The sequence below is a fragment of the Paenibacillus sp. FSL R7-0210 genome (genome assembly GCF_038009085.1).
GTDB classification, from domain to species: domain Bacteria; phylum Bacillota; class Bacilli; order Paenibacillales; family Paenibacillaceae; genus Paenibacillus_AQ; species Paenibacillus_AQ silagei.
The window spans coordinates 2663042-2685079 of record NZ_JBBPAR010000001.1; the positions used below are offsets into that span (position 1 = coordinate 2663042).

General features: G+C 53.3%; 18 protein-coding genes and 1 pseudogene. 5 read left to right on the forward strand and 14 right to left on the reverse strand.

Annotation, left to right across the window (positions count from 1 at the left end):
• Positions 1–132: 132 nt before the first annotated feature.
• The 4 genes from MKY64_RS11510 to MKY64_RS11525 form a co-directional block, all read right to left on the reverse strand.
• Positions 133–4053 carry a galactose-binding domain-containing protein gene (locus tag MKY64_RS11510; protein ID WP_340953111.1) on the reverse strand — a complete coding sequence of 1307 codons (3921 nt, stop codon included), beginning with the start codon at positions 4051–4053 and terminating at the stop codon, positions 133–135.
• A 330-nt stretch (positions 4054–4383) separates the two neighbouring features.
• On the reverse strand, positions 4384–4818 hold the full coding sequence (locus MKY64_RS11515) for a hypothetical protein (RefSeq protein ID WP_340953113.1): 435 nt from the start codon (positions 4816–4818) through the stop codon (positions 4384–4386).
• A 16-nt stretch (positions 4819–4834) separates the two neighbouring features.
• A complete protein-coding gene (locus MKY64_RS11520; protein WP_340953116.1) occupies positions 4835–6961 on the reverse strand; it encodes a CdiA C-terminal domain-containing protein in 2127 nt (708 codons plus the stop codon).
• Positions 6962–7444: a GNAT family N-acetyltransferase gene (locus MKY64_RS11525; RefSeq protein ID WP_340953119.1), complete on the reverse strand. Its 483-nt coding sequence runs from the start codon at positions 7442–7444 to the stop codon at positions 6962–6964.
• 192 nt (positions 7445–7636) lie between these two features.
• Here MKY64_RS11525 and MKY64_RS11530 point away from each other — a divergent pair, with 192 nt between their 5' ends.
• The gene (locus tag MKY64_RS11530; RefSeq protein ID WP_340953121.1) at positions 7637–8236 is read left to right on the forward strand and encodes a hypothetical protein; all 600 of its coding nucleotides are present in this window, start codon (positions 7637–7639) and stop codon (positions 8234–8236) included.
• Here MKY64_RS11530 and MKY64_RS11535 read toward each other — a convergent pair.
• The 3 genes and pseudogenes from MKY64_RS11535 to MKY64_RS11545 form a co-directional block, all read right to left on the reverse strand.
• Positions 8226–9143: a class I SAM-dependent methyltransferase gene (locus tag MKY64_RS11535; RefSeq protein ID WP_340953123.1), complete on the reverse strand. Its 918-nt coding sequence runs from the start codon at positions 9141–9143 to the stop codon at positions 8226–8228. The genes MKY64_RS11530 and MKY64_RS11535 overlap by 11 nt on opposite strands.
• A gap of 123 nt (positions 9144–9266) precedes the next feature.
• A pseudogene (locus MKY64_RS11540) lies at positions 9267–9404 on the reverse strand (glutamine amidotransferase); the annotation flags it as partial.
• A gap of 348 nt (positions 9405–9752) precedes the next feature.
• On the reverse strand, positions 9753–11171 hold the full coding sequence (locus tag MKY64_RS11545; RefSeq protein ID WP_340953125.1) for a sedoheptulokinase: 1419 nt from the start codon (positions 11169–11171) through the stop codon (positions 9753–9755).
• 108 nt (positions 11172–11279) lie between these two features.
• Between MKY64_RS11545 and MKY64_RS11550 the strand changes: the two genes are divergently transcribed.
• Complete coding sequence (locus MKY64_RS11550) at positions 11280–12038, forward strand: SDR family oxidoreductase (RefSeq protein ID WP_340953128.1); 759 nt, start codon at positions 11280–11282, stop codon at positions 12036–12038.
• 62 nt (positions 12039–12100) lie between these two features.
• Here MKY64_RS11550 and MKY64_RS11555 read toward each other — a convergent pair whose 3' ends face one another.
• The 5 genes from MKY64_RS11555 to nirB form a co-directional block, all read right to left on the reverse strand.
• Positions 12101–12421 (reverse strand): iron-sulfur cluster biosynthesis family protein, encoded by a 321-nt coding sequence (locus tag MKY64_RS11555; RefSeq protein WP_339314124.1) that lies wholly within the window; start codon positions 12419–12421, stop codon positions 12101–12103.
• A 234-nt stretch (positions 12422–12655) separates the two neighbouring features.
• Positions 12656–13423 (reverse strand): uroporphyrinogen-III C-methyltransferase, encoded by a 768-nt coding sequence (gene cobA / locus MKY64_RS11560; protein WP_340953131.1) that lies wholly within the window; start codon positions 13421–13423, stop codon positions 12656–12658.
• Positions 13420–14307 carry a formate/nitrite transporter family protein gene (locus tag MKY64_RS11565; protein ID WP_340953134.1) on the reverse strand — a complete coding sequence of 296 codons (888 nt, stop codon included), beginning with the start codon at positions 14305–14307 and terminating at the stop codon, positions 13420–13422. The genes cobA and MKY64_RS11565 overlap by 4 nt, the downstream gene beginning before the upstream one ends.
• Before the next feature lie 37 nt (positions 14308–14344).
• Entirely contained in the window at positions 14345–14656 is a 312-nt protein-coding gene (gene nirD / locus MKY64_RS11570) for a nitrite reductase small subunit NirD (RefSeq protein WP_340958063.1), read from the reverse strand.
• Positions 14657–14675: 19 nt separating this feature from the next.
• Positions 14676–17105, reverse strand: a complete 2430-nt coding sequence (gene nirB, locus MKY64_RS11575; RefSeq protein WP_340953137.1) for a nitrite reductase large subunit NirB — start codon at positions 17103–17105, stop codon at positions 14676–14678.
• Between the two features lie 339 nt (positions 17106–17444).
• Here nirB and MKY64_RS11580 point away from each other — a divergent pair, with 339 nt between their 5' ends.
• From MKY64_RS11580 to MKY64_RS11590, 3 genes are all read left to right on the forward strand, one after another.
• Positions 17445–18041: an ANTAR domain-containing response regulator gene (locus tag MKY64_RS11580; protein WP_340953139.1), complete on the forward strand. Its 597-nt coding sequence runs from the start codon at positions 17445–17447 to the stop codon at positions 18039–18041.
• Between the two features lie 12 nt (positions 18042–18053).
• The gene (locus tag MKY64_RS11585) at positions 18054–19109 is read left to right on the forward strand and encodes an anthranilate phosphoribosyltransferase (protein WP_340953141.1); all 1056 of its coding nucleotides are present in this window, start codon (positions 18054–18056) and stop codon (positions 19107–19109) included.
• Between the two features lie 245 nt (positions 19110–19354).
• Positions 19355–20866: a collagen-like triple helix repeat-containing protein gene (locus tag MKY64_RS11590; protein WP_340953142.1), complete on the forward strand. Its 1512-nt coding sequence runs from the start codon at positions 19355–19357 to the stop codon at positions 20864–20866.
• Positions 20867–20973: 107 nt separating this feature from the next.
• Here the strand turns inward: MKY64_RS11590 and MKY64_RS11595 are convergent, their stop codons facing one another.
• On the reverse strand, positions 20974–21477 hold the full coding sequence (locus MKY64_RS11595; protein ID WP_340953143.1) for a DMT family transporter: 504 nt from the start codon (positions 21475–21477) through the stop codon (positions 20974–20976).
• A 17-nt stretch (positions 21478–21494) separates the two neighbouring features.
• A complete protein-coding gene (locus MKY64_RS11600) occupies positions 21495–21920 on the reverse strand; it encodes a DMT family transporter (protein WP_036728608.1) in 426 nt (141 codons plus the stop codon).
• Positions 21921–22038 lie beyond the last annotated feature (118 nt).

Genomic DNA, 22038 nt, shown 5'->3' on the forward strand with positions numbered 1-22038 from the left:
ACTTAATGAATAGAATAACATGCAGAGATGCTGTAATGCTGTCGCAAAAGATCGAAAGCAAATATGAAATTACTATGAAAAGATTACACAAAAAGAGGAGCCACTTAGGCCCCTCCCCTGTCAATCTCTTGGCTACTGGATCAACAGCCCAAACCCGCTCTGAATAAAATACAAGCTTGGATACGCAATATTGCTGGTCGTCAGGTTGTTGAAGGTCGCCGAGCCGTTGCCAGTATACGTGTAGATTGCCGCTCCCTTATGGGCACCGGAGAATCGTGAAGTGGTTACTCCATCGAGACCGGTGCCGTTAATGTTAATGTTGTTAAATACGATACCTGAGAAGCCCCCGCCGTATCCGAATTGGATCGCATCGCGCTGGGTGTTGATGATGTCGATGTTGGTGAAGGTAACGTTCTTGATCGGGTCACTTGAAGCTTCGAGATCAATTGCGCCGCGTTCCCCGTCATACAAGTCACGGCTGGTGCCGCTGTTAATAATCGTCGTATCCGAGAAAATCATCCCCGTATTGCTGTTGAAATGCGCCCCCGGGAAGGTCGTATTCAGCCGGATACCGGAGCCGCCCACCGTGTCGATAATGTAGTTATGATCCGCCTTGTGACCGCTGCCCCCGAAGATGCCGATAGCGCCGGCACGCCAGTTATTCTCAATTGTATTATACGAAAAGGTGTTATTCACCCCATCCGGCGCCCCGAACGTATTGCTCGGCCAGACAGCCAGTCCGTCGTCCCCGTTATTGCGCACATTGGTATTGCGGACAGTAGAATTGCTGGTCCCCTGGGAGAAGTTGATGCCGTCTGCCAGATTGTTGCGGATGCGGCTGTTCTCTACAAGCAGATTGTTCGCAAAAATCGCCGGTGTCCGCGCATAATCCCCCACCCACATACCGCATTCAAAATGCTCAATCCATACGTCATGGATGACCGAATTGTTGCCGAAGTTATCCATCAGGCCTTTGTAGATGGCATTCTGGTTGTAGCGGGACCGCAGATTCGAGTTCATATACAAATTGCTGAAATCCAGCTTGCCCTGGACGCGGAAGGAGATGCCCCCGCCAGCCGCATTGGGATTCGTAAATTGCAGATTGGTGTGCCAATAGCCTGCGCCTGTAATTGTAATGTTGTTGATCATGTTGCTGACCGAGCCAATGACCCACATGCTGCTCAGATTAAAAGTTCCAGCTGGAATGTAGAGTGATTTCCCGCTGGAGACGGCGGCTGTAACCGCACTGTTGAAGGCGGCCAGATCATCCTGCCCGTCTCCTGCCACTGCGCCGTAATCGGTGACCGATACCGAGTTGGCCGGACGGGCGATGGCTGCCGGTACAGGTTCAATCTCCAGGAAATCCACCCCGTATTCAAGGCTGTCTCCGTTGTTCTTCTGGATACGGATGGTGTCTCCGGGCTGCAGAGGGGTGTCCATCTTCCAGTGAACTTCATCGAACCGGAATAGCGGACGTCCAGCACTTGGCGCATCACCCGGCTGATCTCCAGAAAAGTATTGCCAGGCATAATAGGAGGTGAGCGGAATGGTCTTGGCCTTGGTTCCATTCACATATACGTCAAGCGCACCGGTAAGACCCATTCCGTCTGCCGAATCCGGCATCGTGAATCTCATGGTGACTCCGGCACCGCCTTGCCCCGCTCTCACTGTCCACTGTGCATATGCACCGTTAGACGGTAAGGCCACATAACTCTGTCCAGAAGCTTCGGAGGCAATCAGCGTCTGATCGAAATTGGGAGCGGACTTCACCACCGCAGCTCCTCCGCGGGTCGCATCCTGTGTATCATATCGGCTGTACGGAACACTTGCGCCGCGCAAAGCATATACAACCAGATTCACAGTGTTCACGTTGTTGGCCTGCTTCGTTGTTTCCTCATTAGCATCTGCTGCAATGGTCGTAGTGACGGTGTAATTGCCGTTCACTGCACTCCATGTGCCGGGAAGCGACACATTGACAGAAGACCCGGCAGTAATCACGCCGCTGTATGAGCCCGTGAAGGTCTGCACTGTCGAGCCTGCGGCGTTCTTCAGGGCTACTGTGATGCCATGGGCGCCGCCTGCGGAGGCAACATTGCCCTGATTCTTGACATTAACTGTGAAAGACACATTGTTTCCCGCAGCCGGTGTCCCCGGTGACCAGGAAGTCGTCCCGACAAGGTCGGAGCTGGAGACTGGAGCAATTACCAGCAGCGAAGAATTCGTATAGCTGTTGTTGCTTTCGTTCTGCTCAATAATCTGGCCCGCTTCATCTACCTTGGCACTAAGCGGATAAGTTCCGGCTGTTAGCGTTCCAGCATTCAAGGAGACTGTAGCTGAAGCCCCTGCAGCCAAAGCCGCAACGGGTGCCGAACCCGCCAGCTCGTTGTTCAAGTAGAAATTGACAGTGGTGGCTGCCGCTGCGGCATTGCCAATGTTTTTTACCGTTGCATTCAGAGTTACACTGCCTGTCTCCACCGGAGAAGCAGGAGTCCAGCTCATGCCGGTGATCGTCAGATCCGGGTTCGCTGCCGGTGTGCCGAATACCTGGAATTCAGCAATTTGTCCGGCTGGTGCACCGGAATTGGCGGCGATAGCAAGCTGAAGCCGCTTAACGGTTGCCGTCACGGGAATTGTCACCGTGTTGCCCGAAGCCGGATTGAAGGTATAGGTCTGAGCTGAAACGAGGCTACTGAAGGTGGTTGTATTCTGATTGTGCCCCAGGACTTGTATATTCTGGGTTCGTGTTCCCCACTCGGTCGCCGGATTCAGCTTCAGCACAATCGAAGTGATCGAATGATTGGCTCCAAGGTCAAGCGTAAGGGCGCTTGGATTCCCGCTGCCTTCCCAGTAAGTAGCTGTGTTGTTGTCGTTGGCATTACCGGCAAGGAAATTCTGTGTGTTGGAGGATGCACTGATCGCCTTACCAATGGCGATGTTCCCTCCAGGGGACACCGTTGGTGTAGGCACCGGTGTTGCTGTCGGTGCTGGTGTTGGTGCGGAAGTTGGTGCCACCGTAGCTGTAGGGGCCGGGGTAGCTACCGGCGTTGGTGTAGGGGCAGTTGTTGGAGCTGCTGTAGGTGAAGGTGCGGGCGTGGCGATGATTGCAGCCGCTACCGTAATTAGATCCAAATTGACATTGCCCGTATCCCCTGCATCGTATTTGTAAGCAATGCTGTTACTGCCAGCATTCAGCGGGAGTGCTTCAGCCTTCGTACTCCAGGTGTCCCAGTTCGCCAGGTTAGGCAAGGTGGTCTGGCGCTGCTTAACTCCGTTCACGTAGATACTGATCGTTTTGTCGCTTCCGCTTGCATTGGCATACTTCAGTGTAACGTTCCGTGTACCCGCCGCAGGTACATTGACCGAGAAAGTGGTAGCCGGACCTTGGGCCAGATAGTTGTCAACAAAGCCTGTGCCGGAGTATCCGGCATGGTCCGTGTTCACTTGCGCTCCGCCGGATAATGCAGCAGCCTCTGCTTCATAGGTGCCCGCTGGAACCGGTGATGCAGTAGGGCTGGCTGTAGGGGCAGAGGTTGGGGTGCTGGTACCGTAGATTTCAAGCTCGGACAACTGGCCCGCAGGCCATGCCGTATTCGCACTGAACAGCAGACGGACATAACGTGTGCTGGCAGCATTGAAGTTCACCGTGACACTGTTGTTCGCTACCGCAGGGTTGAAGACATATGCGGCCGAAGCAACGATATCCGTGAAGGCAGAGCCGTTCATACTTCCCTGAACAGCCAGCGTCTGCGTCCGGGTCTCCCAGCTCGCCGGAAGCTTCAGCACAAGCTGGTCTATACTGATGAGCGTACCCAGATCGACCTGAATCCACTGGGGAAAAGCATCATTTGCGCTCTCCCAATACGTATTCTGGTTACTGTCCTTAACGTTATCCGGCGTATAATTCTGGGATTGCCCGCTGGCGGTAATGGTTTTGTTAAGTACCAGATTCGGTCCGCCCGCTGCCGACGAACGGGTAAGCGGTCCAGCCGCCATGAATAGCGTTGAGATGAGCAGCGTAATTACAAGCGACCATGTAACAGACTTGTTGCGCATTCTATTCCTCCTTAATCTGATGTGGAACGACACACAGTGATATTCACAGCCCTCTAATGATAGCGATTACAACTATTGAGATCCCTTTCCCGCCCTCCCCTCGCTGCAATACACACTCATTATAGGTTTAATGCAGAGCACTCTTTAAGAGCTATTTCTACGGAAAAGATAGGTGATTCTATGAAACTGATCATTGAGCAGGATGGACTAGAATTAAGACAACAAAAACAGGTCACTTATGGTGGTATCTAACCATTAGTGACCTGCTTAATTTATAGGGATTGCATGCATCTTTATACGGATATTACATCGCAGATTCAAGTACACTTCCTAAGCTATATCTCCAATCTGATAACTCAAGCCCATCGCAAAAAAAGGAAAGTGAACCGTTCCGTTCAACTTCTTATCATCGACAGTTATTACATTATTCTTTCGCAATAGTATTGACTTATCATTTAATTCAAGAATGCAGTCTCCATCCATTTGGTTAAGGAATTTCCCAATGAAGACCATTAGATCATATGCCCAATTCGTATGGGAAACTAAAATATCAATATAGCAACTAAATTTTAATGTAATATCATAATCCTCACTTGCAAACATTGTGCCATGCCCACCCTCCTTGATGGAAAGTGTAAAGCCATCGCTAGAAACTGTGAGAGTATCATCAGTTTCTATTATATCAACATCTTGAAACAGTCTTGTTATTGAATTCTTTAATTCACTGAAATTAGAAAACCCTCCGAAATAAAAATTACAAAACATGATTTTCTCTCCTTTTCTAAGGTTTTAATCTCGTTATCTGTCCATCCTTAATAATAATTAATTCATCCAATGTAGGAATTTCATAATTCTTGAACTGTTCATAAAGTTCATCCAACGAACCCTTATATCCGTCTAAATTCATAACAATTCGACTCGCTTGCTCTTCGGTCTTTTTTTCTACGGTCGCCCAAATATTCCTAACCTTAAGCGTCTCTGGAGAATAACAATCAAAAGCATTACCATTAATAAGGAAGTCAGGGTTAGAGGTTTGTTTAATTCCATACCCATTTCCCCCCTTTGTGTTGGGCAACATTTCAATCTCATAGCCTTTGTTTGCTAATAAATCTGCCGCTTGATTCTGGAAAGTAATTGGATTCGGTTCGTTAGGGTCAGGCTTTTCATATTTGCCCTTAGGTTTTCCTCCCGGAGAACGTGTAGGTTCTGTCAGGTCAAAGTTCCCCTTCCCCTCCAACCCATCCATAAACCGCTGCTGCACCGGCGTCTTCGGCAAGGCTGGCGTATCGGGGATCTCTCCTATCTTGAAAACAAATCCTTCCGGCGTTTGCACTGCACGTCCCAGATCCGGGAGCTTTTGCTTAATCCCTTGCAGGGCATCCTTCGCCGCTTGGCTGACGGCGTCTTCTACCTCGCCTAGGACTTTCCCCGCTTTGCCTGCTTTGGTGACCTGGAGTCCAGGAACCAGAATCGAAGCGACCGCACCCAGCATCTTCGCCTTCTCTTCCGGGGTGCCCTCGTCAAACTGATGATACGCCATCTTCGCCGCTTTCACCAGCACTTCGGGATGGTCAATCAGATATTGCGCCTGCTGCTTCATTTCTGTGGTGGTTTTAACCGGGTCCACAACTAGCTTGAAGGCAAAGGTTGCCGTATCCGCCACGCCCATGACGACCTCTTTCACCAATCCTTCGGTAAAAGCCAGCACTACATCTCCCGACTGACGTACCTTGCTCTCCCATTTCGTGAGGCCGTACGTGTTATCCAGCCACCCCAGATAACTGGTGTACATGGGGGTGAGATATTCATTCGGCACATAGACTTTGGCCTGATAAAAGTCCCAGGTGGTCTCATTTTCCTTGTTGTCTGCGGTAATTGGCGTGCCGTCCGGCAGCATGAGCGGCGGCCCGTTCAACCGCCGCTCTGCTTCGATCTGCTCTTGAACCTCCTTAAGAGCCGCTGCGATCTGAATTTCCTGCCGCTTCGCCACAAGCTGGCTCCGCGCATATGCTCCGGCGGCGGTTTTCTCCATCGCCAGCCGCAGGAGCAGTAAATATTCTTCGTTATGTAGTAACGGAACCTTGCCCGCCGTAATCGACGGATCATACTCACAGGCGGTGATCGCCGGTTGCTTATAATAGGCGCTCAGATCCTTACCGGCTTCATAGTAGATCTTGGCTACGCCTAGAGAAGCCAGCTTCTGCCGGGCCTCTTCGGCCTGAGCGTGGACAGCCTCCATCTGTACCTGATTTCCGAACGCCTGATACACTTTGAAGGCCATCTGTGCCTTGGCGATCTCATTCCGCGCCGCGAAGATATCGTTCAGCTTACTTTGTGCAGCGATACTTTCTACGGTCAAGAGGCCGGAGGTCTGAATGACATTCCTGAGCTGCTGCACTACCGGGTCCCTGCTGAGTTCATCTTTTCCCGATAGAGCGGCAATCGAAGTGATGAGATTCGTCGCACTTCGCTGCACAAATTCGGGGATGGAGACCCGTCCGGCGGCTGGTTGCAGCCCCAAGCTGCCGAAAGCCGCGAGCAACAGATTAAATTTGCCTGTCAGCTTGTCCGCCTGCCGCTTATTCTCTTCCTGCAGCTCCGATACGCCTCTTAGGGCCACCCGGATGATATCCTCTAATTTCTCCGCTTCTACGGTTAATTCATTAATCAGGACCTGGGCCCTGACCAGATGGTCGCCCATGGGAATGCCGCCCCAGCTACTGGACTGGCCCTTCAATTGAAGATATAACCGGTTGGTGTCCTGACTCACCTGGCCAATCTTCGACTGCAGGCGCCTGACTTCATCTTCGTTAAATACTAGCTTCGTGGAAGACACTATGATCCCTGCTTCCTTCTCCAGAATGGATTCCGAAGTGAATTCTTCATAGTGTCCATATTTCCACAGCAATCAGATATATAACTCTCGAATATACCAAGCATCACACGCATAATGCTCGGAACCGGCGAGCGGGCCATCCATCTGGCCGAATCCGTGCTTGACATAGAAACGGCCAGCGGCCTGCATCGTCAGCAGCGTCTCCAGGTAACACTTGCGGTAATACTGCTTAGCGAAGGCAAGCGCCGTATCCAGCAGCTTTGCTGCAACGCCTTGGCCGCGGATGGCTGCGGACAGGTACATTTTCTGCAATTCACAGATCTGCTGCGCTTCGTCAAATGCCGCAATCCCGCAGCCGCCCAGCACCTGCCCGTCCACTTCAATAATCCAGTAAGCCCGGTTTGCCGCGCTATTATAATAGGTATATAAGTCTTGCAGGCTATCATCTGCCCAAGCCAAGCCTTCGCGGTTGCCGCCGAATTCAATCAGGCATTCCCGGATAATCCCCTCAATGGCTGTATTATCCCTGCGCTCAATGGGACGGATGGTAATCATATCGTTGTCCTCCTCTTAACCTCTATCTGTTTCGTTTCCTGCTTCGATGTATAGTGAACCTATCATATCATTTGCTGCTGATTGCTGTCATTCACTCGCAATAGCTAGGCCACCCTCTCCGGTTTGGCTCCTTCCCCCTGAATGATTCGCCTGCTATACTGGGATTTGCAAGCAGGATAAGGAGTGAGACAGATGAACAAGCTGGTATTTTTCCTCGGGCCCGGAGGGGCGGGCAAAACCACACTAGCCAAGGCTGTTGCAGCCCGGCGTCCGGCGGCAGTGTTCGATATGGACATTCTGCTGCGTCCGGCAGCAACCGCGATCATGACTATGCATGGGCTTGATCCTGACGACAGGGATTCCGATGAGTATAAAAGACTATGCCGCGACCTCGGCTATCGCATTACTATGGATGCAGCGCTGGATAATATCGGTCTGTCCAGCGATATCTACGTGGTGGGTCCCTTTACCAAAGAAGCGGCCGATCCGGAGTGGATCGGCCGCGAACTGGCGCGCATCGGGCGCACACTGGAGGAAGTCGAGGTCAAGGTAGTCCTGGTAGGACTTGCGGATGCAGCCATGTTCCGTGAACGGCTTGAAGGCAGGCATTCCGCGCTCGACACCTGGAAGTTCGCCCATTGGGAGAACTTTAGCGCTTCTCTAGGTCCCCGCACCGTAGCCTGGCCGCTCCCGTCTGCTCAGGTGGCGCAGATCGACAATTCCCATCCTGACCGGAATGTCGCTGTAGCGGCGGTGGAGGCTTTTATTTATGGAGAGGAAGCTACCGCTTAACCGCATGAACATAATGGATCGTCTCAAAAGCACTTAGCGCATCACTCCGGCCGCTGAAAAACCTCTCGTTGATCTCAACCGGAGACAGGTGCTCGTAGACCAGCAGCCCGGCCCCGGCCAGCAGCTCCTCTATCTCCGAATAGCTCAACCAGGATTGCATGGGCTCGCCGCTGGCAGCAGCCATTTGCACCATTTTGGCCACCCGGCCGGACACGCCCTGCTCCTCCATTAAATACTCATCTGCATAATCCAGAACGATAGAGCTACCTGAGGGAACTTTTGCGAGCAGCTCCTTAATCAGGCGGGCATTCTCCTCCTTGGTAAGGTAGTAGGATACCCCCAGCAGGCTGAACAAGGTCTTAGCTTCGGGATCGAATCCCCGATTAAGCAGACTGGAATACGTGAATTCGCCCGTGAAGTCCATGGGGACGAGATGAAGATTGCCCGGAACCTCAAGCTGTGCGTCCTTAAGCCTCTGCTGCTTGGATGCCTGGGTAGCAGGAGCATCAACTTCAAAAATCGTGAGCCGCTCCATAAGCATAGGATAACGGTAGGCAAAGCTGTCCAGCCCCGCGCCAAGAATTACATACTGCTTCAGCCCGAGACTCAGCTCATGCAGCACAATAGCCTCACAGTAGGCAGCACGTGCCAGCGGTGTGGGGGATAACTGAACCTGGACAATCCATCTCAAGATGGCTTCAGGATCATCCGGGTACCTCTCCGCGATCTCGGGATTGAAAAAAGCAATCCCCTGGACCATATTCCTGCGGATATCCGCGAATTCCTGCGGTGATATCAGCTTCGGCGCCACATCATCATTGAAGATCTTTGGACTGTCAAATTGACTGTGATACGCACGGCCAAAAGCGGCCACTAAGGCAGTCATGCTGGACTTGTTCTGCTTCATTCGTGATTCCTCCATGCAAAAATAAGATTCCCCTGGCCAGGAGAACCTTATTATATACACAAACTATTAATATGTGAATTATAGCATAAAAAATATTTTTTGTCAATGATAGATGTTACAATATTCCTTGTTCATCCCTGTTCTAACGAGCCCATTAGCTGGAAAAAGAAATCGGCCTGTGTTCAGTTCTGCGGCTAAATACCCGTATTCCCAGTCTGAAATCGTATTGAATACATATAGATAAGCTTGTCTGTTGTGCATAATTGCAACTCTCCCATCACTATTTGATATAGCCTATTATAGTAAAACTCCCCTGACAGACGGTGTCAGGGAAGGTGGGGAGAATGGGAAGAATCTACGTTAGCACTTGGGTGGACGCTCCGCAAACAGAACGTTGTTCCCATCGCTGTTGTGTCCAGATTTTTTTTCACCCCCCTTAGCGGTGAAAATCCGGACTCAAAGGCGAACGCTTCGCTTGTACACAATCGTTCTGCCCGCTCTGCTGTTTAAGCGAGAACTGAAGAACAACCGGGGTTTCGGGAGATTTCTGCAAAGGGCTATCGCCGCCTCAGAGAAAATCACTTTTGAGACAGCCCCCTTCCCGTTAACTCAGCTAGGCTCTGCTCTAAGATAAGCACCAGCTTCTCTGAAGCTTGCAATCTCCCCGCCGCCGACAGCGGCACAGAGCGCCGCTCCCACCGCCGCTTCCTCAGCATGTTCACCAAGCTCAAGCGGTAGCCCGAAGGCCGCTTCGGCCTTGGCGCACAACACCGGATTCGCCCGCAGCGCATTGCCTGAGCCTATAAGACGGCTGAATGTGCCCGCGCCCTGCTGTTCCAGATCTGCCAGGAAGCCGTGCAGTTCATCTACCATCCCTTGCAGAAAACCATGGGCTAGCCCGCCGGGAGTAAAATTCTCCAGCGTGATCCCCTCCACACTGCCGCGCTTCTCCGGGTCTGTCCTTGTCCCCAGGAACTGTGTGTTCACCGTAAGCCCTGTGATGCCGCTTCCCGGCACCTCTTCATTGAGCAGCCTGGACATCAGGGAATAGACATCTGTCGGCGCTTCTCCGGTGTATGAGGTGATCAGCTGCCGGAAGAATCCCTCCAGCAGGGCATAAGACTTGCCGCCGCTCAGGGCTGCGCCAACGATCAGCACCCCGCCACCAGGGAACGGTCGTACCTCCATTGCAGAAGGAGCTTTGGCGCAGTCAGGCAACCAGGCCGAGAGCTGGCTCCCTGTGCCAATGTTCAGCAGTAGAGATTCTCCGGGCTGCGGCACACTGCCCAGGAAGCTGGCTTGATTATCCCCAAGCGAGCTGTATACGGGAATGCCTTGTGATGTGCTACCGATTGCCGTCCCGGAGGGGACGACCTGCGGCAAAAACGAAGGGTCGATCCCGGCGAGACTAATCGCAGTTCTATCGAAATCCCCTGTCCCCAGACTGAAGCCCCCGATCCCCGTTGCCTGCGTTGCATCGATCCGCGGCACATCACTGTTCGCCAGCCTCATCGCAATATAGTCCGCAATCGTGCAGAAGCCGACTGCATGCTCAGGGACAAGCTGCCCGGACACATTATAGTAATGGGTGGCGAGTCCATAGCCGGGAGCTACAGTGTACCCGGTAATATTACTGAGCTGCTGCGCATAGGTAGGACTGCCCATCCCTCCGGTGAGCTGTCCCGCCCGTCCATCCTGCCAGGTATACAGCGGACCTATTGCTCTCCCATTTGTATCCAAATAGACAATTCCATGCATCTGCCCGGTTAGGCCAATTCCTGCTACTTCCGGCTGCTGCGCCAGCAGACGGTCAAGTATATGTTCCACCTGCTTTACAATCAATTCCGGGTCCTGCAGCCGCTCCCATTCCTGATTCAGGCTGAAAGGCAGGCTCGCTTGTGCTTCCGTAATACTATACAGAATCGTGCGTATCTCCAGATCATAGAGCAGCCCGGAGATGGATGTGGTTCCGATATCTAGTCCGGCCGTAATCATAGGCTCCATCCTCTTCCCTGTTGTATAGCCCATATGTTAAGCCTTCGCGAAGGATAGCGTCAACCGGGCGCATAAAACACTATGGAGCAAAAGATACTAGACCAGAGAAAGATAACTATACACGGAGGTACATATACATATATGAGGCTTCACAACAAAGTAGCAGTAATTACCGGGGCCGCGTCCGGGATGGGGAAGGCGATTGCCCTCCTGTATGCGAAGGAAGGGGCCAAGGTCGTAGTGGCGGATATTAATCTGGAAGCTGCCGAGACGGTAGCTGGTGATATTAAATCCGGCGGCGGGGAAGCCATAGCGGTACAAGCAAATGTTGCAGACGAGTCTGACATCCAGAATCTGATCGACAGTACAGTCAACACCTATGGCACGATAGATATTCTGGTAAATAATGCGGGGATCATGGATAACTTTGAACCGGCGGGTGATATTGAGGATGAGAGCTGGGAGCGGGTTCTCGCCGTTAATACAACTTCGGTGATGCGTGCTACGCGCAAGGTACTGCCTATTTTCCTGGAAAAACAACAGGGTGTTATCATTAACGTTGCCTCGGTAGGCGGTCTGTTCGGTGCCCGTGCCGGTGCGGCTTATACAGCCTCGAAGCATGCAGTTATCGGCTTTACCAAGAATACCGGATTCATGTATGCTGCCAAGGGAATCCGCTGCAATGCGATTGCGCCGGGCGGTGTGGAGACCAATATTGGTTCAACCATGACCCATATCAATCCTTTTGGCATGGAACGTACACAGCCGGGCGTGGCGCTTAATCCACGGATGGGCCAGCCCGCAGAAATTGCACAGCTCGCTCTGTTCCTGGCTTCAGAAGAAGCAGGCTTTGTGAATGGGGCAGTCATTACCGCAGACGGCGGATGGACGGCTTATTAGCAAAGGCCATCCCCCGCATGCTACGGGAAGATGGCCTCTTTTCTTAAACTACATTTATTGCTTTAGCTCCGTGCATCCTGCACCCTGATATTGCTCCCGAACAAGGTGGAATCACTCGTTAGTTTGTAGGCCGGATACCCGGCCTCTGCTTCGAGGCGCATCACGTCATCGAACAGCAATTCCTGCTGGCGGTCACACAGGAAGGTGAACGGCTCGGTCTGAAACACAATATCCGTTGGCGAAGGCTCGCTGACTACCCGGATGACCAGTATGCCATTACAGCCGCAGTCCTCCGTATCGTAGAACATTTTGAATTGCCCGGGCTTCCCGGCCAGACTCTGCTCCAGCCGTTCGCGGGTCATTGCATTAAGTTCAATCTGCATCTGTAATTTCTCCCTTCAGGACAACCTGTCCGTTATGCTGTATCTGTAGGCGACAAGTATAGTCTCTAATCTGCGCAGACCCGTGTGACAGCAGTCACTGTGAATGTGAAAATATAACTTTCAGCGCACATGACACATCAGCGATGAATACTTCCCCTTGAATATAACACAGAAACAGGCGCTGCCATAACCTGGCCTACCGCCCGGAGATGTCAACGCCTGCCCTATTCTGCTTCACCCGATCTGCGAGCGTACAGCTTCTTCCAGATTCAGCAGCTCCGTTCTGACCTGGACTACCTCGCCGATTATGATCATGGCCGGATTGCTGATCTTCATCGCGGCGGCGACCTTGTCGATATTGCCAAGCGTGCCGGTCACGATCCGTTCGCGCACCGTTGTTCCGTTCTCAATTAATGCAACCGGGGTCTGCGGATCCTTGCCGTGTATCAGCAGTTCCTTGCAGATCTCCCCCAGCTTGCTTACGCCCATATAAATCACAAGCGTATCCACACCATGGGCCAGCGCATCCCAACGCAGCGGCGAATCTTGGGTCTGGCAGCGGCTGCCAGTCACGATGGCGAAGGAGGCCGCCACACAGCGGTGAGTCAGTGGAATGCCGGCAGAAGCGGCTGCGCCCACCGCCGAGGTGATTCCCGGAATCACCTCATAGGGAATACCGGCTGCAGCTGCGGACAACGCTTCTTCCCCGCCCCTGCCGAACACGAACGGGTCGCCGCCCTTCAGCCGGACTACATGACTTCCAGCTGCGGCATGGCGGATCATCAGCCGCTCTGTCGTCTCCTGCGGCATCGAATGCAGACCCGGCGCTTTGCCGCAGTAGATGCGCACGGCATCGCCTCGGGCATAGTCCAGAAGCTCCTCATTCACCAGCCGGTCGTACAGAATCACATCGGCACATTGAATGCGCCGCAGCGCCTTCAATGTAATCAGCTCGGGATCACCCGGACCTGCGCCTACAATAGATATGCTGCCCTGCTTCATACGCTTTTCTCCAGGGCAGGTGTGCCCGCGAGCCCCGCCTCTCCGCGTCCCGGAAGCTCTGCTGCCGCAGTTGCTCCGGGTTTGCTGCCTTTTTGCGACCTGCTGCCTTTTTGCGATAAGTAGAATAGCAGGCCCGTGAATAGCAGACCGCCCGCGAAGTTGCCGAGCAGCACCGGAATGCCGTTCCAGACCCACCAGTCCGCCATCGTCACATTCGCTCCAAGCATCATCCCCGCCGGAATGACGAAGAAATTGACAACCGTGTGCTCGAAGCCCTGTCCGAAGAAGGTCAGGATGGGGAGCCACATGGCGAGGATTTTGCCGGAGGTGGATTTCGAGGTCATCGCCATCACTACACCCAGCGTAACCATCCAATTGCAGAGCATCGCCTTGATGAAGGCCAGCGCGAGCCCCTCTGCCCCCAGGCTCTGATAAGCCGTCGTCTTCCCTTCACTTGCCGTAATCAGCGTCTGCACCATGGGGTTCGACAGATCGGTGCCCATCCTCGTAATCGTCAGCCCGTATAATGCGGCATAGACGGCACACCCGATCAAATGCCCGAGAATGACCCAGAAGTAGTTCCCCAGCATGCGTCTGAGCGTAGTCTGCTTCTCCAGCACGGCCAGCGGGATCAAGGCGAAGCTGCCGGTAACCAGCTCCAGCCCGAGGATAATAATCATCACGAAGCCTACCGGAAAAAGAATCGCGCCCACCATAGGGATCTTGGTCTGTGCCGCTGCAGTGAAGGCCAGTGTGGTGGCGCATGCCAGAATGGCACCGCTGAGACTGCCACGGACAATGAGCTGCATGATGCCCAGTTCTGCTTTGGTTTTTCCCGCTTCAATCATGGAGCCCAGCACTTCGCCTGGTTTGACATAGTCCATTATGAATCCCCCTTATACGTGTACATGTATGAAAGAATTAGATCGTTAAGTACAAGCTGCCTGTGGCGTGATCGACCTCCACCTCATAGGTGGTCACATGCCCCGTATCGGGGGCCTGCACCACACCTGTATGCAGCTCTATCCGCCAGTCATGGAGCGGGCAGTGCACCTTGGAGCCGCAGACCATGCCCTCCGAGAGCAGGCCGCCCTTGTGCGGACAACGGTTCTCCACCGCCAGAACCTCTCCGTTGCTTAGCCGGAACAAGGCAATCTCCAGGTCATCTATCCGTATTGTTCGTGATCCTTTCAGATCCACATCATTCAGGTTGCCGATCAGCAGTTTTGTCATTGTCATCCTGGGGGCCTCCTTATACCGTCTCTGGCAAAGAGATCGGTTCGAAATTTTTGCGCAGCTCCGGGGTATTCACAATCTGCTTCCATGGATCGGTAGTCAGGCTGAGCGTCTTCTGAATTCTCTCCACCAGCGCCGCCCGTTCCTCCGGTGATTCCAGCGCCTGCTTGATGCTGTCCAGGCCCACGCGCTCGATCCACTGTGCGGTCCGTTCATTCCATCCGGCTTGCTCGCGGTAATACTGCAGGAACGCGCTTGCCCATTCCAGCACCTCATTATCGGTCTTCACCACGCAGAGCAGATCGGTTGCCCGAACATGAACGCCGCCGTTGCCGCCGACATGCAGCTCCCAGCCGCCGTCAATCGCCACCACCCCGAAGTCCTTGATTGTCGCTTCCGCACAGTTGCGCGGACAGCCGGATACAGCCAGCTTCACCTTCCCCGGCGCATTCAGCCGTTCAAAAGCCTTCTCCAGCCGAATGCCCATCCCCAGCGCATCCTGGGTCCCAAAGCGGCAGAAGGTGGAGCCTACACAGGTCTTCACGGTGCGCAGCGTCTTGCCGTAGGCATGCCCGGAAGGCATATCCAGCTCCTCCCACATCTTCGGCAGATCCTCCTTCTTCACGCCCAGCAGATCCAGTCGCTGCCCTCCGGTGAATTTGACCAGCGGCACATCGTATTTCACCGCGACCTCCGCGATCTTGATCAGCTCCGCCGGAGAAGTGACCCCGCCATAGATTCTCGGCACCACAGAATAAGTTCCGTCCTTCTGGATATTGGCATGGTAGCGCTCATTCGTATATCTGGATTCATTCTCATCCACGTATTCCTCCGGCCAGAGCATGCCCAGGTAATAGTTCAGTGAAGGGCGGCATTTCGGGCAGCCTTCCTCGTTGCTCCAGGACAATACATGCATGACTTCCTTCACCGTAGTCAGCTTCATCCGCTTAATCTCAGCGACAATCTCATCCCGCCCGAGCGTCGTACAGCCGCAGATTCCCTCCTTGACTGTAACGGCAGCCTCTCCGGCATAGAGCTGGAGCAGTCCCTCTACCAATGGCTTGCAGCCGCCGCAGGAGGCGGAGGCTTTGGTGCAGGCTTTGATCTGGCCGACACTGGTGCAGCCGCCGGCGGTAATCGCTTCGGCAATGGTTCCCTTCGTTACTCCGTTGCAGCCGCAGATGATCTCGTCATCAGGCATCCCTTCCAGCCGGTTGCCCTTGGGCGCAGCCAGCGCATCAGCCGGAATGCCGAGCAACAGTTCTTTCTCGCGTCCCTTAATATTCTCGCCCTTCTTGATCATCGAGAAGAGCTGCGCGCCGTCATTCGTATCGCCGAACAGCACGGCACCGATCAGCTTATCCTCCTGGATGACCAGCTTCTTGTAGATTCCTTCCGTCTCATCTTGGAAGCGGAGCGCTTTCGTTCCGGGCTGCTCGTTATACTGTCCTGCCGAGAAAACATCGACGCCGGACACCTTCAGCTTCGTCGAAGTCACCGAACCGGTGTATCCCTCCGTGGGAGCGCCTGCCAGTCTTTTGGCCAACACAGCGCCTTGCTCATACAGCGGGGCTACCAGGCCGTAGGCAATGCCGCGATGCTCTGCACATTCCCCGACGGCGTAAATGCCGGGCAGGCTGGTCTCCATATAATCGTTCACCACGATGCCCCGGTTCACCTCAATCCCGCTGCTGCGGGCCAGTTCCACATTCGGCTTGATGCCGACCGCCATCACGATCAGATCGGCCTCCGCCATCTCGCCGTCTGCAAACAGCAGGCCTTTGACTCTCTTTTTGCCGAGAATGGCTTCCGACTGCTTCTTTAGCAGGAACTTCATGCCCTGAGCCTCCAGCTCTCCCCGCAGCATCCGGGATGCGGCCTCGTCTAATTGACGCTCCATAATATATTCGTGGATGTGAACCACCGAGACGTCCATCCCCAGATGCAGCAGCCCTCTAGCCGCCTCCAATCCGAGCAGACCGCCGCCGATGACAAGCGCTTTGCTGTATTTTTGCGAAACGTCCTGCATGATCTCCGTATCCTTGATGTCACGGAAGGCAATGACGCCCTCCTTCTCCGTTCCGGGGATCGGCAGCATGAAGGGATTGGAGCCGGTCGCCAGAATCAGCTCGTCATACGCGGCGGTAACTCCTTTATCCGTATAGACTGTACGTGCAGCGGTATCAATAGAAGTTACTGTGTGTCCCGTATACAAGGTAATATTGAAGCTGCGGTACCATTCGAGATCATTAATTACGATTTCATCCAGACTTGCCCCGCCTGCCAGAACAGAAGACAGCATGATGCGGTTATAGTTGGGATAAGGCTCTGTGCCAACAATCGTAATCTCGTACGCCTCCGGCGCCAATTTGAGCAGATGCTCAATGGCTCTGACCCCCGCCATCCCATTGCCGACTAATATCAGTTTTTTACGCTTCACTGTCATCTGTATCTCTCTCCTCTCCAGGTGCACAACAGAAATAGCCCGCTTCACCCCGCCCGGAAAAGATACATTTCCCGTAAGCGATATAAGTGAGAGCAGGCGCCATTGCCGCTTCAGCCGAATACATCGTTGTATTCGTGAATTGTTGAATTTGTTAAAACGACTATACTACAGCCGTCTACGATACGTCAATAATTATGACATATAAAATTTAATTAATTTAATTTATCGACAATAACACTGAATTAGTGTTATATAATATAACATAATCTATCCTGTAATTGGATTGTCAGCAATCATACAAGATGTCTCTATTCTTAGGCAAAAGGAGCGTCGTCCCCCATGCATTCCCTGCTGGTTATTGAACCTGCCGGAACAGAGAATCCCGCAGAAGCGCGCTCCTCTGGAGGCCCAGACCACATCCTAAGCTCTTGCGGCTATGTAGTAGGAACCGCAGCATCACCGGAGCAGGCCGCTCCGTTCATCGGCGACGCCGACGCCTTCATCCTCAATCTTCCGGTGACGGATATCAGCCACTGGAGATCCCTGCTGGTGCGGCATAAGGTTGCGCCGGTAATCTGGTGGTGTACCCCGCATACCGCTAACCTCTCCGTCTCTGCCTGCGGCGACGATATTATGGTGGACGGCATTCTGTCCCCTGCCATGAAGCCGCCGGAGATTCACTGGACGCTTCATTTCAGTGCCAGGCAATGCTTCGAGCGCAAGCAATGGCTGAAGGAACGGGAGCAGCTGCTCTCCCGGATCGAAGAACGCAAATGGATCGATATGGCCAAAGGCATTCTGTCCAAGGCCAAGAATATCAGCGAATCGGAAGCCTATGACCTGCTGCGCAAGCAGGCGATGAATGAACGCAAACGGATCGTCGATGTAGCTACCTCCATCGTCAAGGTCTACCAGATGCTGCAGAATCAAACTTAAGGAGAACACCCTATGATTAATATTCTCAAGGAAGTTGCCCGCGGCAAACGCGGTGCGAAGGATTTAAGCTACGGAGAAGCCGAATATGCGGCGGAAGCCATACTCACCCGGGCTGCTTCACCGGTCCAGATCGGCGCGTTCCTGATCGCAGAGCGAATGAAGCTGGAGAGCCTGGAGGAGCTGGAGGCTTTTGTGGCAGTCTGCCGTAAATACGCCTTCCGTGAGCCTGTTCACCAGGGAATCGACTGCGCCGGTCCGTATGACGGGAGAGTGCATTCCTTCATCGCTACCTTCCCCACGGCCTTTCTGCTGTCAGCCGCAGGTCTGCCGGTTACCCTGCATGGTTCAGCGGGCTTGCCGCCCAAATGGGGCATTACGCTACAGGATATTATCCAGGCCAGCGGAGTGGATGTAGCCGGACTACGCCGCAGCGACACGGTTCATGCCGCCGAAGCCAGCGGGGTTCTGTTCGTGAAGTCGGAGCAGTGGTGCCCGCCGCTGGGGGAGCTTCGCGGACTACGTGAGGACATTGGGATGCGGACGATTTTCAATACGGCTGAGAAGCTGATCGACTATTCCTGTTCACCGTTTATTGTATTCGGGATATTCCATAATACGGTATTCGACCGAATCTCCCGGCTCATAGTGAAGCTCGGCTATCAGCGCGGGCTGGTGGTGCAGGGCGTGGAAGGCTCGGAGGATCTGTACATTGACCGGCCGAACCGCGTATACCGGATTCAGGACGGTGCGGCGGAGCTGGATATCATCGACCCCGACTCGCTTGGCCTGGAGGTGACACTGCCTGAGGAGCAGGAGTGGACGGCTCTGCGGCAGCTCCGTATAGCAGAGGAGGTCCTGCAAGGCGGCGGGCACATGGCCTACTACAACCAGACGCTGCTGAACGCCGCTGCGAGACTGCATGCCGCCGGGCGTGTGAATTCTATTGAGGAAGGCGTCTATACCTGTAAGCCTCTGCTGGATAACGGGCGGGCTTGGACCGCGTATTCAGAATGGAAAAGTGCAATTCGCTGCAGCACAGCGGCTTCTCTTGGGCAGGCGCAGGCTTGACGGACACTAGCTCTAGCAATGAAAGCAGACTGATCATCAGTCTGCTTTTTTAGTGCGACATTCAGCTACTATTGAAAATAGATCGAATATTAGCACTCCTGTATCAAACAAAGGCTTCTAATATCCTAGTCTCATCTATTTGTCTATTTTATGGCATCTATGAACCTTTCACCTTTCCTTGAATATATTAAACAACCGGGATTTGAGTGCTTTACACAATTATCAGATTATTAGGAGGAAAGACAATGGCAGTTCTATCCACTGGTCCCATTGAAAACAATCCAGTAAGTGGGACAAGACCCACCCTATCATTAACCGTTAAGCTCGAAAATAGAGATCCTTCCAATTTTGCCTCAGTAACGATTCAAGGATATATGCTGAATGGAAGCCGAACATTGTATGTCAGCGAATCTATTTCGCTTGCACCAAATGCAGTAGCCACCAATAATTATTATGCGAATTTCAGCTTTGACTTTGTGGTCACCTTCACAGGTGTAAGTTCCGCGAACTTCGCAGCTTCATCATGGGGCAAAAGTAGTACCGGTGCGCTTGTTACAGCTCATCGTTTAGTAACTTCAGAAATGGTAGGAAGTGGAACTGGCATACCTGGGGCGACTGGAGCGACTGGGGTTACCGGGGTGACTGGAGCTACGGGGGTGACAGGTGCTACCGGATTGACCGGGGCTACAGGCGTTACGGGAGTGACTGGGGCTACGGGGGCCACGGGGGCTACAGGAGTGACTGGGACTACGGGGGTTACGGGAGCGACAGGAGTGACAGGGTTGACTGGGGCTACAGGAGAAACTGGTCCCTCTGGCAGTGCGACTGGAGCGACGGGTGCCACTGGACCGACTGGAGCGACTGGAGCTACGGGGACTGGAGTTACTGAGGCTACAGGGGCTACGGGGGCTACAGGGGCTACGGGGGTTACGGGGGCTACAGGGGCCACGGGTGCTACTGGTGTTACGGGGGCTACAGGGGCTACGGGTGCTACTGGGACTACGGGTGCTACGGGTGCTACTGGAACCACAGGGGCTACGGGAACAGTACTGCCAGATCCTTTTCAGGTATACGTCCAGGCAGGAGCCGTTGGGGGAAACGGGACACAAGCGAGCCCCTTTGGTACCATTCAACAGGGAGTAACTGCCGTATCCCCCAATGGAACGGTATATATTATGGGCGGGACGTATCCAATAACGGCTAATATCGGAATTAGTAAAGCAGGTGTAACCATAAAAGGATTTCCAAATAGCCTGATTATTCTTCAGGCAGCGGTCATCGTCTTTACTGTTACCGGCAGCGGAGTGACGATCGATGGCCTGACCATAACGAGTGATAACCCATATGCTGTTGAGTTCATTCAAGTGGCAGGAACCAATCATACCATCATCAATAATGTGATCTATGGTCCCCCGCAGGCCGGACCTTCCTCCGGCTGGGTGGTAAACCGGGGGTTAGTTTCAGCTGCCAACAACATGACCAATTTGATCATGCGGAACAATGTTTTTTATTCCTTGCGCCAGCCAGCCTATTTCAATCAGAATGCAACGGGTGAGGTCATTAATAACATTGTTTACAATACACGCGGCTTCGTAAATGACCGGGCCGTTATGGTGTATTCAGGCAACGCCTGGGGCAGTCCGGTGAATGCTGTGGATATCGCACTGCTCGTTGGAACGATTACAGGTCCTCCGTTTGATCCGTTGACAGCTCTTAGCGCTAATAACAGCACTGCTACGATACAGGACTCCCGTTAACCGAAGCTGCCATTATCTGCATACAATAGAAGCGCATGCCCGTGTTAGTCACGAACATGCGCTTCTTGTTTGTTTCTGGAATCATTCATTATTGATCTCCAGCATGCCTACTTCAATTCCACTGCATGCTTCGTATGCTCTGCTCCAGAGTGGCCGTCTTGAGCTTGGGGCTCACGCGCTCCACCCAGCTTGAACACCAATATCCCGCCTACGATAATAAGCACGCCGATCAGCTGGTTGAACGAGAACGGAACCTTTGCCAGGCCCAGCCAGCCCAGTGAATCCCAGAGCAAGGCGAAGCCGAGCTGGGCAGTAAGTACAATCGAGATGGCATAGGTGGCGCCAAGGATTCTGGTGGCTTGGACCAGGCAGATCACGACCCCCACGCCGATCATTCCGCTTAACCAGTACCAGGGCTGCATGTGCTGCAGCGTGAACATATTCTTCCCTTCCATAATCAGCCCCATGAGGAGGGAGGCTGCGAAGCCCATACCCAGCACCAGTGTAGTTGTTGACCAGGAGCCTGTGTGCTCATTAACCTTGGCGTTGAAAATATTCTGTAAACTGACCAGCGCCCCCGCGATCAGTGCAAGTACTAACCCTGTTAACATATCTCTTGCCCCCTCGTTTAGAACTTCAGTACAACTACCCCGAGAATCATCATCCCGATGCCGATAAACTGCGGAAGCTTCATCTTCTGCCGGACGACTCCGAACCAGCCCCTGATATCAATGATAAAGGTCAGACAGAGCTGGGCAATCAGCAGCGCCGAGATCGTCAGCGTAACCCCGATGTTCTGAATGGCCGTTACCTCACTGAAAATCACGAAGGCGGCCAGACCGCCGCCGCTGATGTATAACGGATGTACCTTACGGAAGCCGTGCTTTTTGCCGTCCCGTACCACCAGCGCTATCGCTAACGCCATAATGAATCCGGTAAGCTGGGTAATGGTGGCCGCCTGCCATGTGCCGATATCCTGACTGATTCTGGCATTGGCTACCCCCTGAAGTGTAATGCAGGCTCCGGCCAAAAATGCGAATAGTATTCCTTTCATCTGTCTCTCTCCTCTATTTGCTTCTCTGTACTTATTAAAAGCCAGTTCGCCGGATTGTGGAAGGACATATGTCCTATTCGGTAAAAGTGTGCTTGCTGCGCCGCCTGCATCGCCCTGC

Excerpts from the sequence above, each read along its gene's own strand:
- MKY64_RS11595 (WP_340953143.1), bottom strand. The coding sequence starts at position 21,477 with ATGTTAACAGGGTTAGTACTTGCACTGATCGCGGGGGCGCTGGTCAGT.
- MKY64_RS11515 (WP_340953113.1), bottom strand. The coding sequence starts at position 4,818 with ATGTTTTGTAATTTTTATTTCGGAGGGTTTTCTAATTTCAGTGAATTA.
- MKY64_RS11600 (WP_036728608.1), bottom strand. The coding sequence starts at position 21,920 with ATGAAAGGAATACTATTCGCATTTTTGGCCGGAGCCTGCATTACACTT.
- MKY64_RS11550 (WP_340953128.1), top strand. The coding sequence starts at position 11,280 with ATGAGGCTTCACAACAAAGTAGCAGTAATTACCGGGGCCGCGTCCGGG.
- cobA (WP_340953131.1), bottom strand. The coding sequence starts at position 13,423 with ATGAAGCAGGGCAGCATATCTATTGTAGGCGCAGGTCCGGGTGATCCC.
- MKY64_RS11580 (WP_340953139.1), top strand. The coding sequence starts at position 17,445 with ATGCATTCCCTGCTGGTTATTGAACCTGCCGGAACAGAGAATCCCGCA.
- MKY64_RS11525 (WP_340953119.1), bottom strand. The coding sequence starts at position 7,444 with ATGATTACCATCCGTCCCATTGAGCGCAGGGATAATACAGCCATTGAG.
- MKY64_RS11590 (WP_340953142.1), top strand. The coding sequence starts at position 19,355 with ATGGCAGTTCTATCCACTGGTCCCATTGAAAACAATCCAGTAAGTGGG.
- nirB (WP_340953137.1), bottom strand. The coding sequence starts at position 17,105 with ATGACAGTGAAGCGTAAAAAACTGATATTAGTCGGCAATGGGATGGCG.
- MKY64_RS11555 (WP_339314124.1), bottom strand. The coding sequence starts at position 12,421 with ATGCAGATTGAACTTAATGCAATGACCCGCGAACGGCTGGAGCAGAGT.
- MKY64_RS11530 (WP_340953121.1), top strand. The coding sequence starts at position 7,637 with ATGAACAAGCTGGTATTTTTCCTCGGGCCCGGAGGGGCGGGCAAAACC.
- MKY64_RS11565 (WP_340953134.1), bottom strand. The coding sequence starts at position 14,307 with ATGGACTATGTCAAACCAGGCGAAGTGCTGGGCTCCATGATTGAAGCG.
- MKY64_RS11585 (WP_340953141.1), top strand. The coding sequence starts at position 18,054 with ATGATTAATATTCTCAAGGAAGTTGCCCGCGGCAAACGCGGTGCGAAG.
- nirD (WP_340958063.1), bottom strand. The coding sequence starts at position 14,656 with ATGACAAAACTGCTGATCGGCAACCTGAATGATGTGGATCTGAAAGGA.
- MKY64_RS11535 (WP_340953123.1), bottom strand. The coding sequence starts at position 9,143 with ATGAAGCAGAACAAGTCCAGCATGACTGCCTTAGTGGCCGCTTTTGGC.
- MKY64_RS11545 (WP_340953125.1), bottom strand. The coding sequence starts at position 11,171 with ATGGGCTATACAACAGGGAAGAGGATGGAGCCTATGATTACGGCCGGA.
- MKY64_RS11510 (WP_340953111.1), bottom strand. The coding sequence starts at position 4,053 with ATGCGCAACAAGTCTGTTACATGGTCGCTTGTAATTACGCTGCTCATC.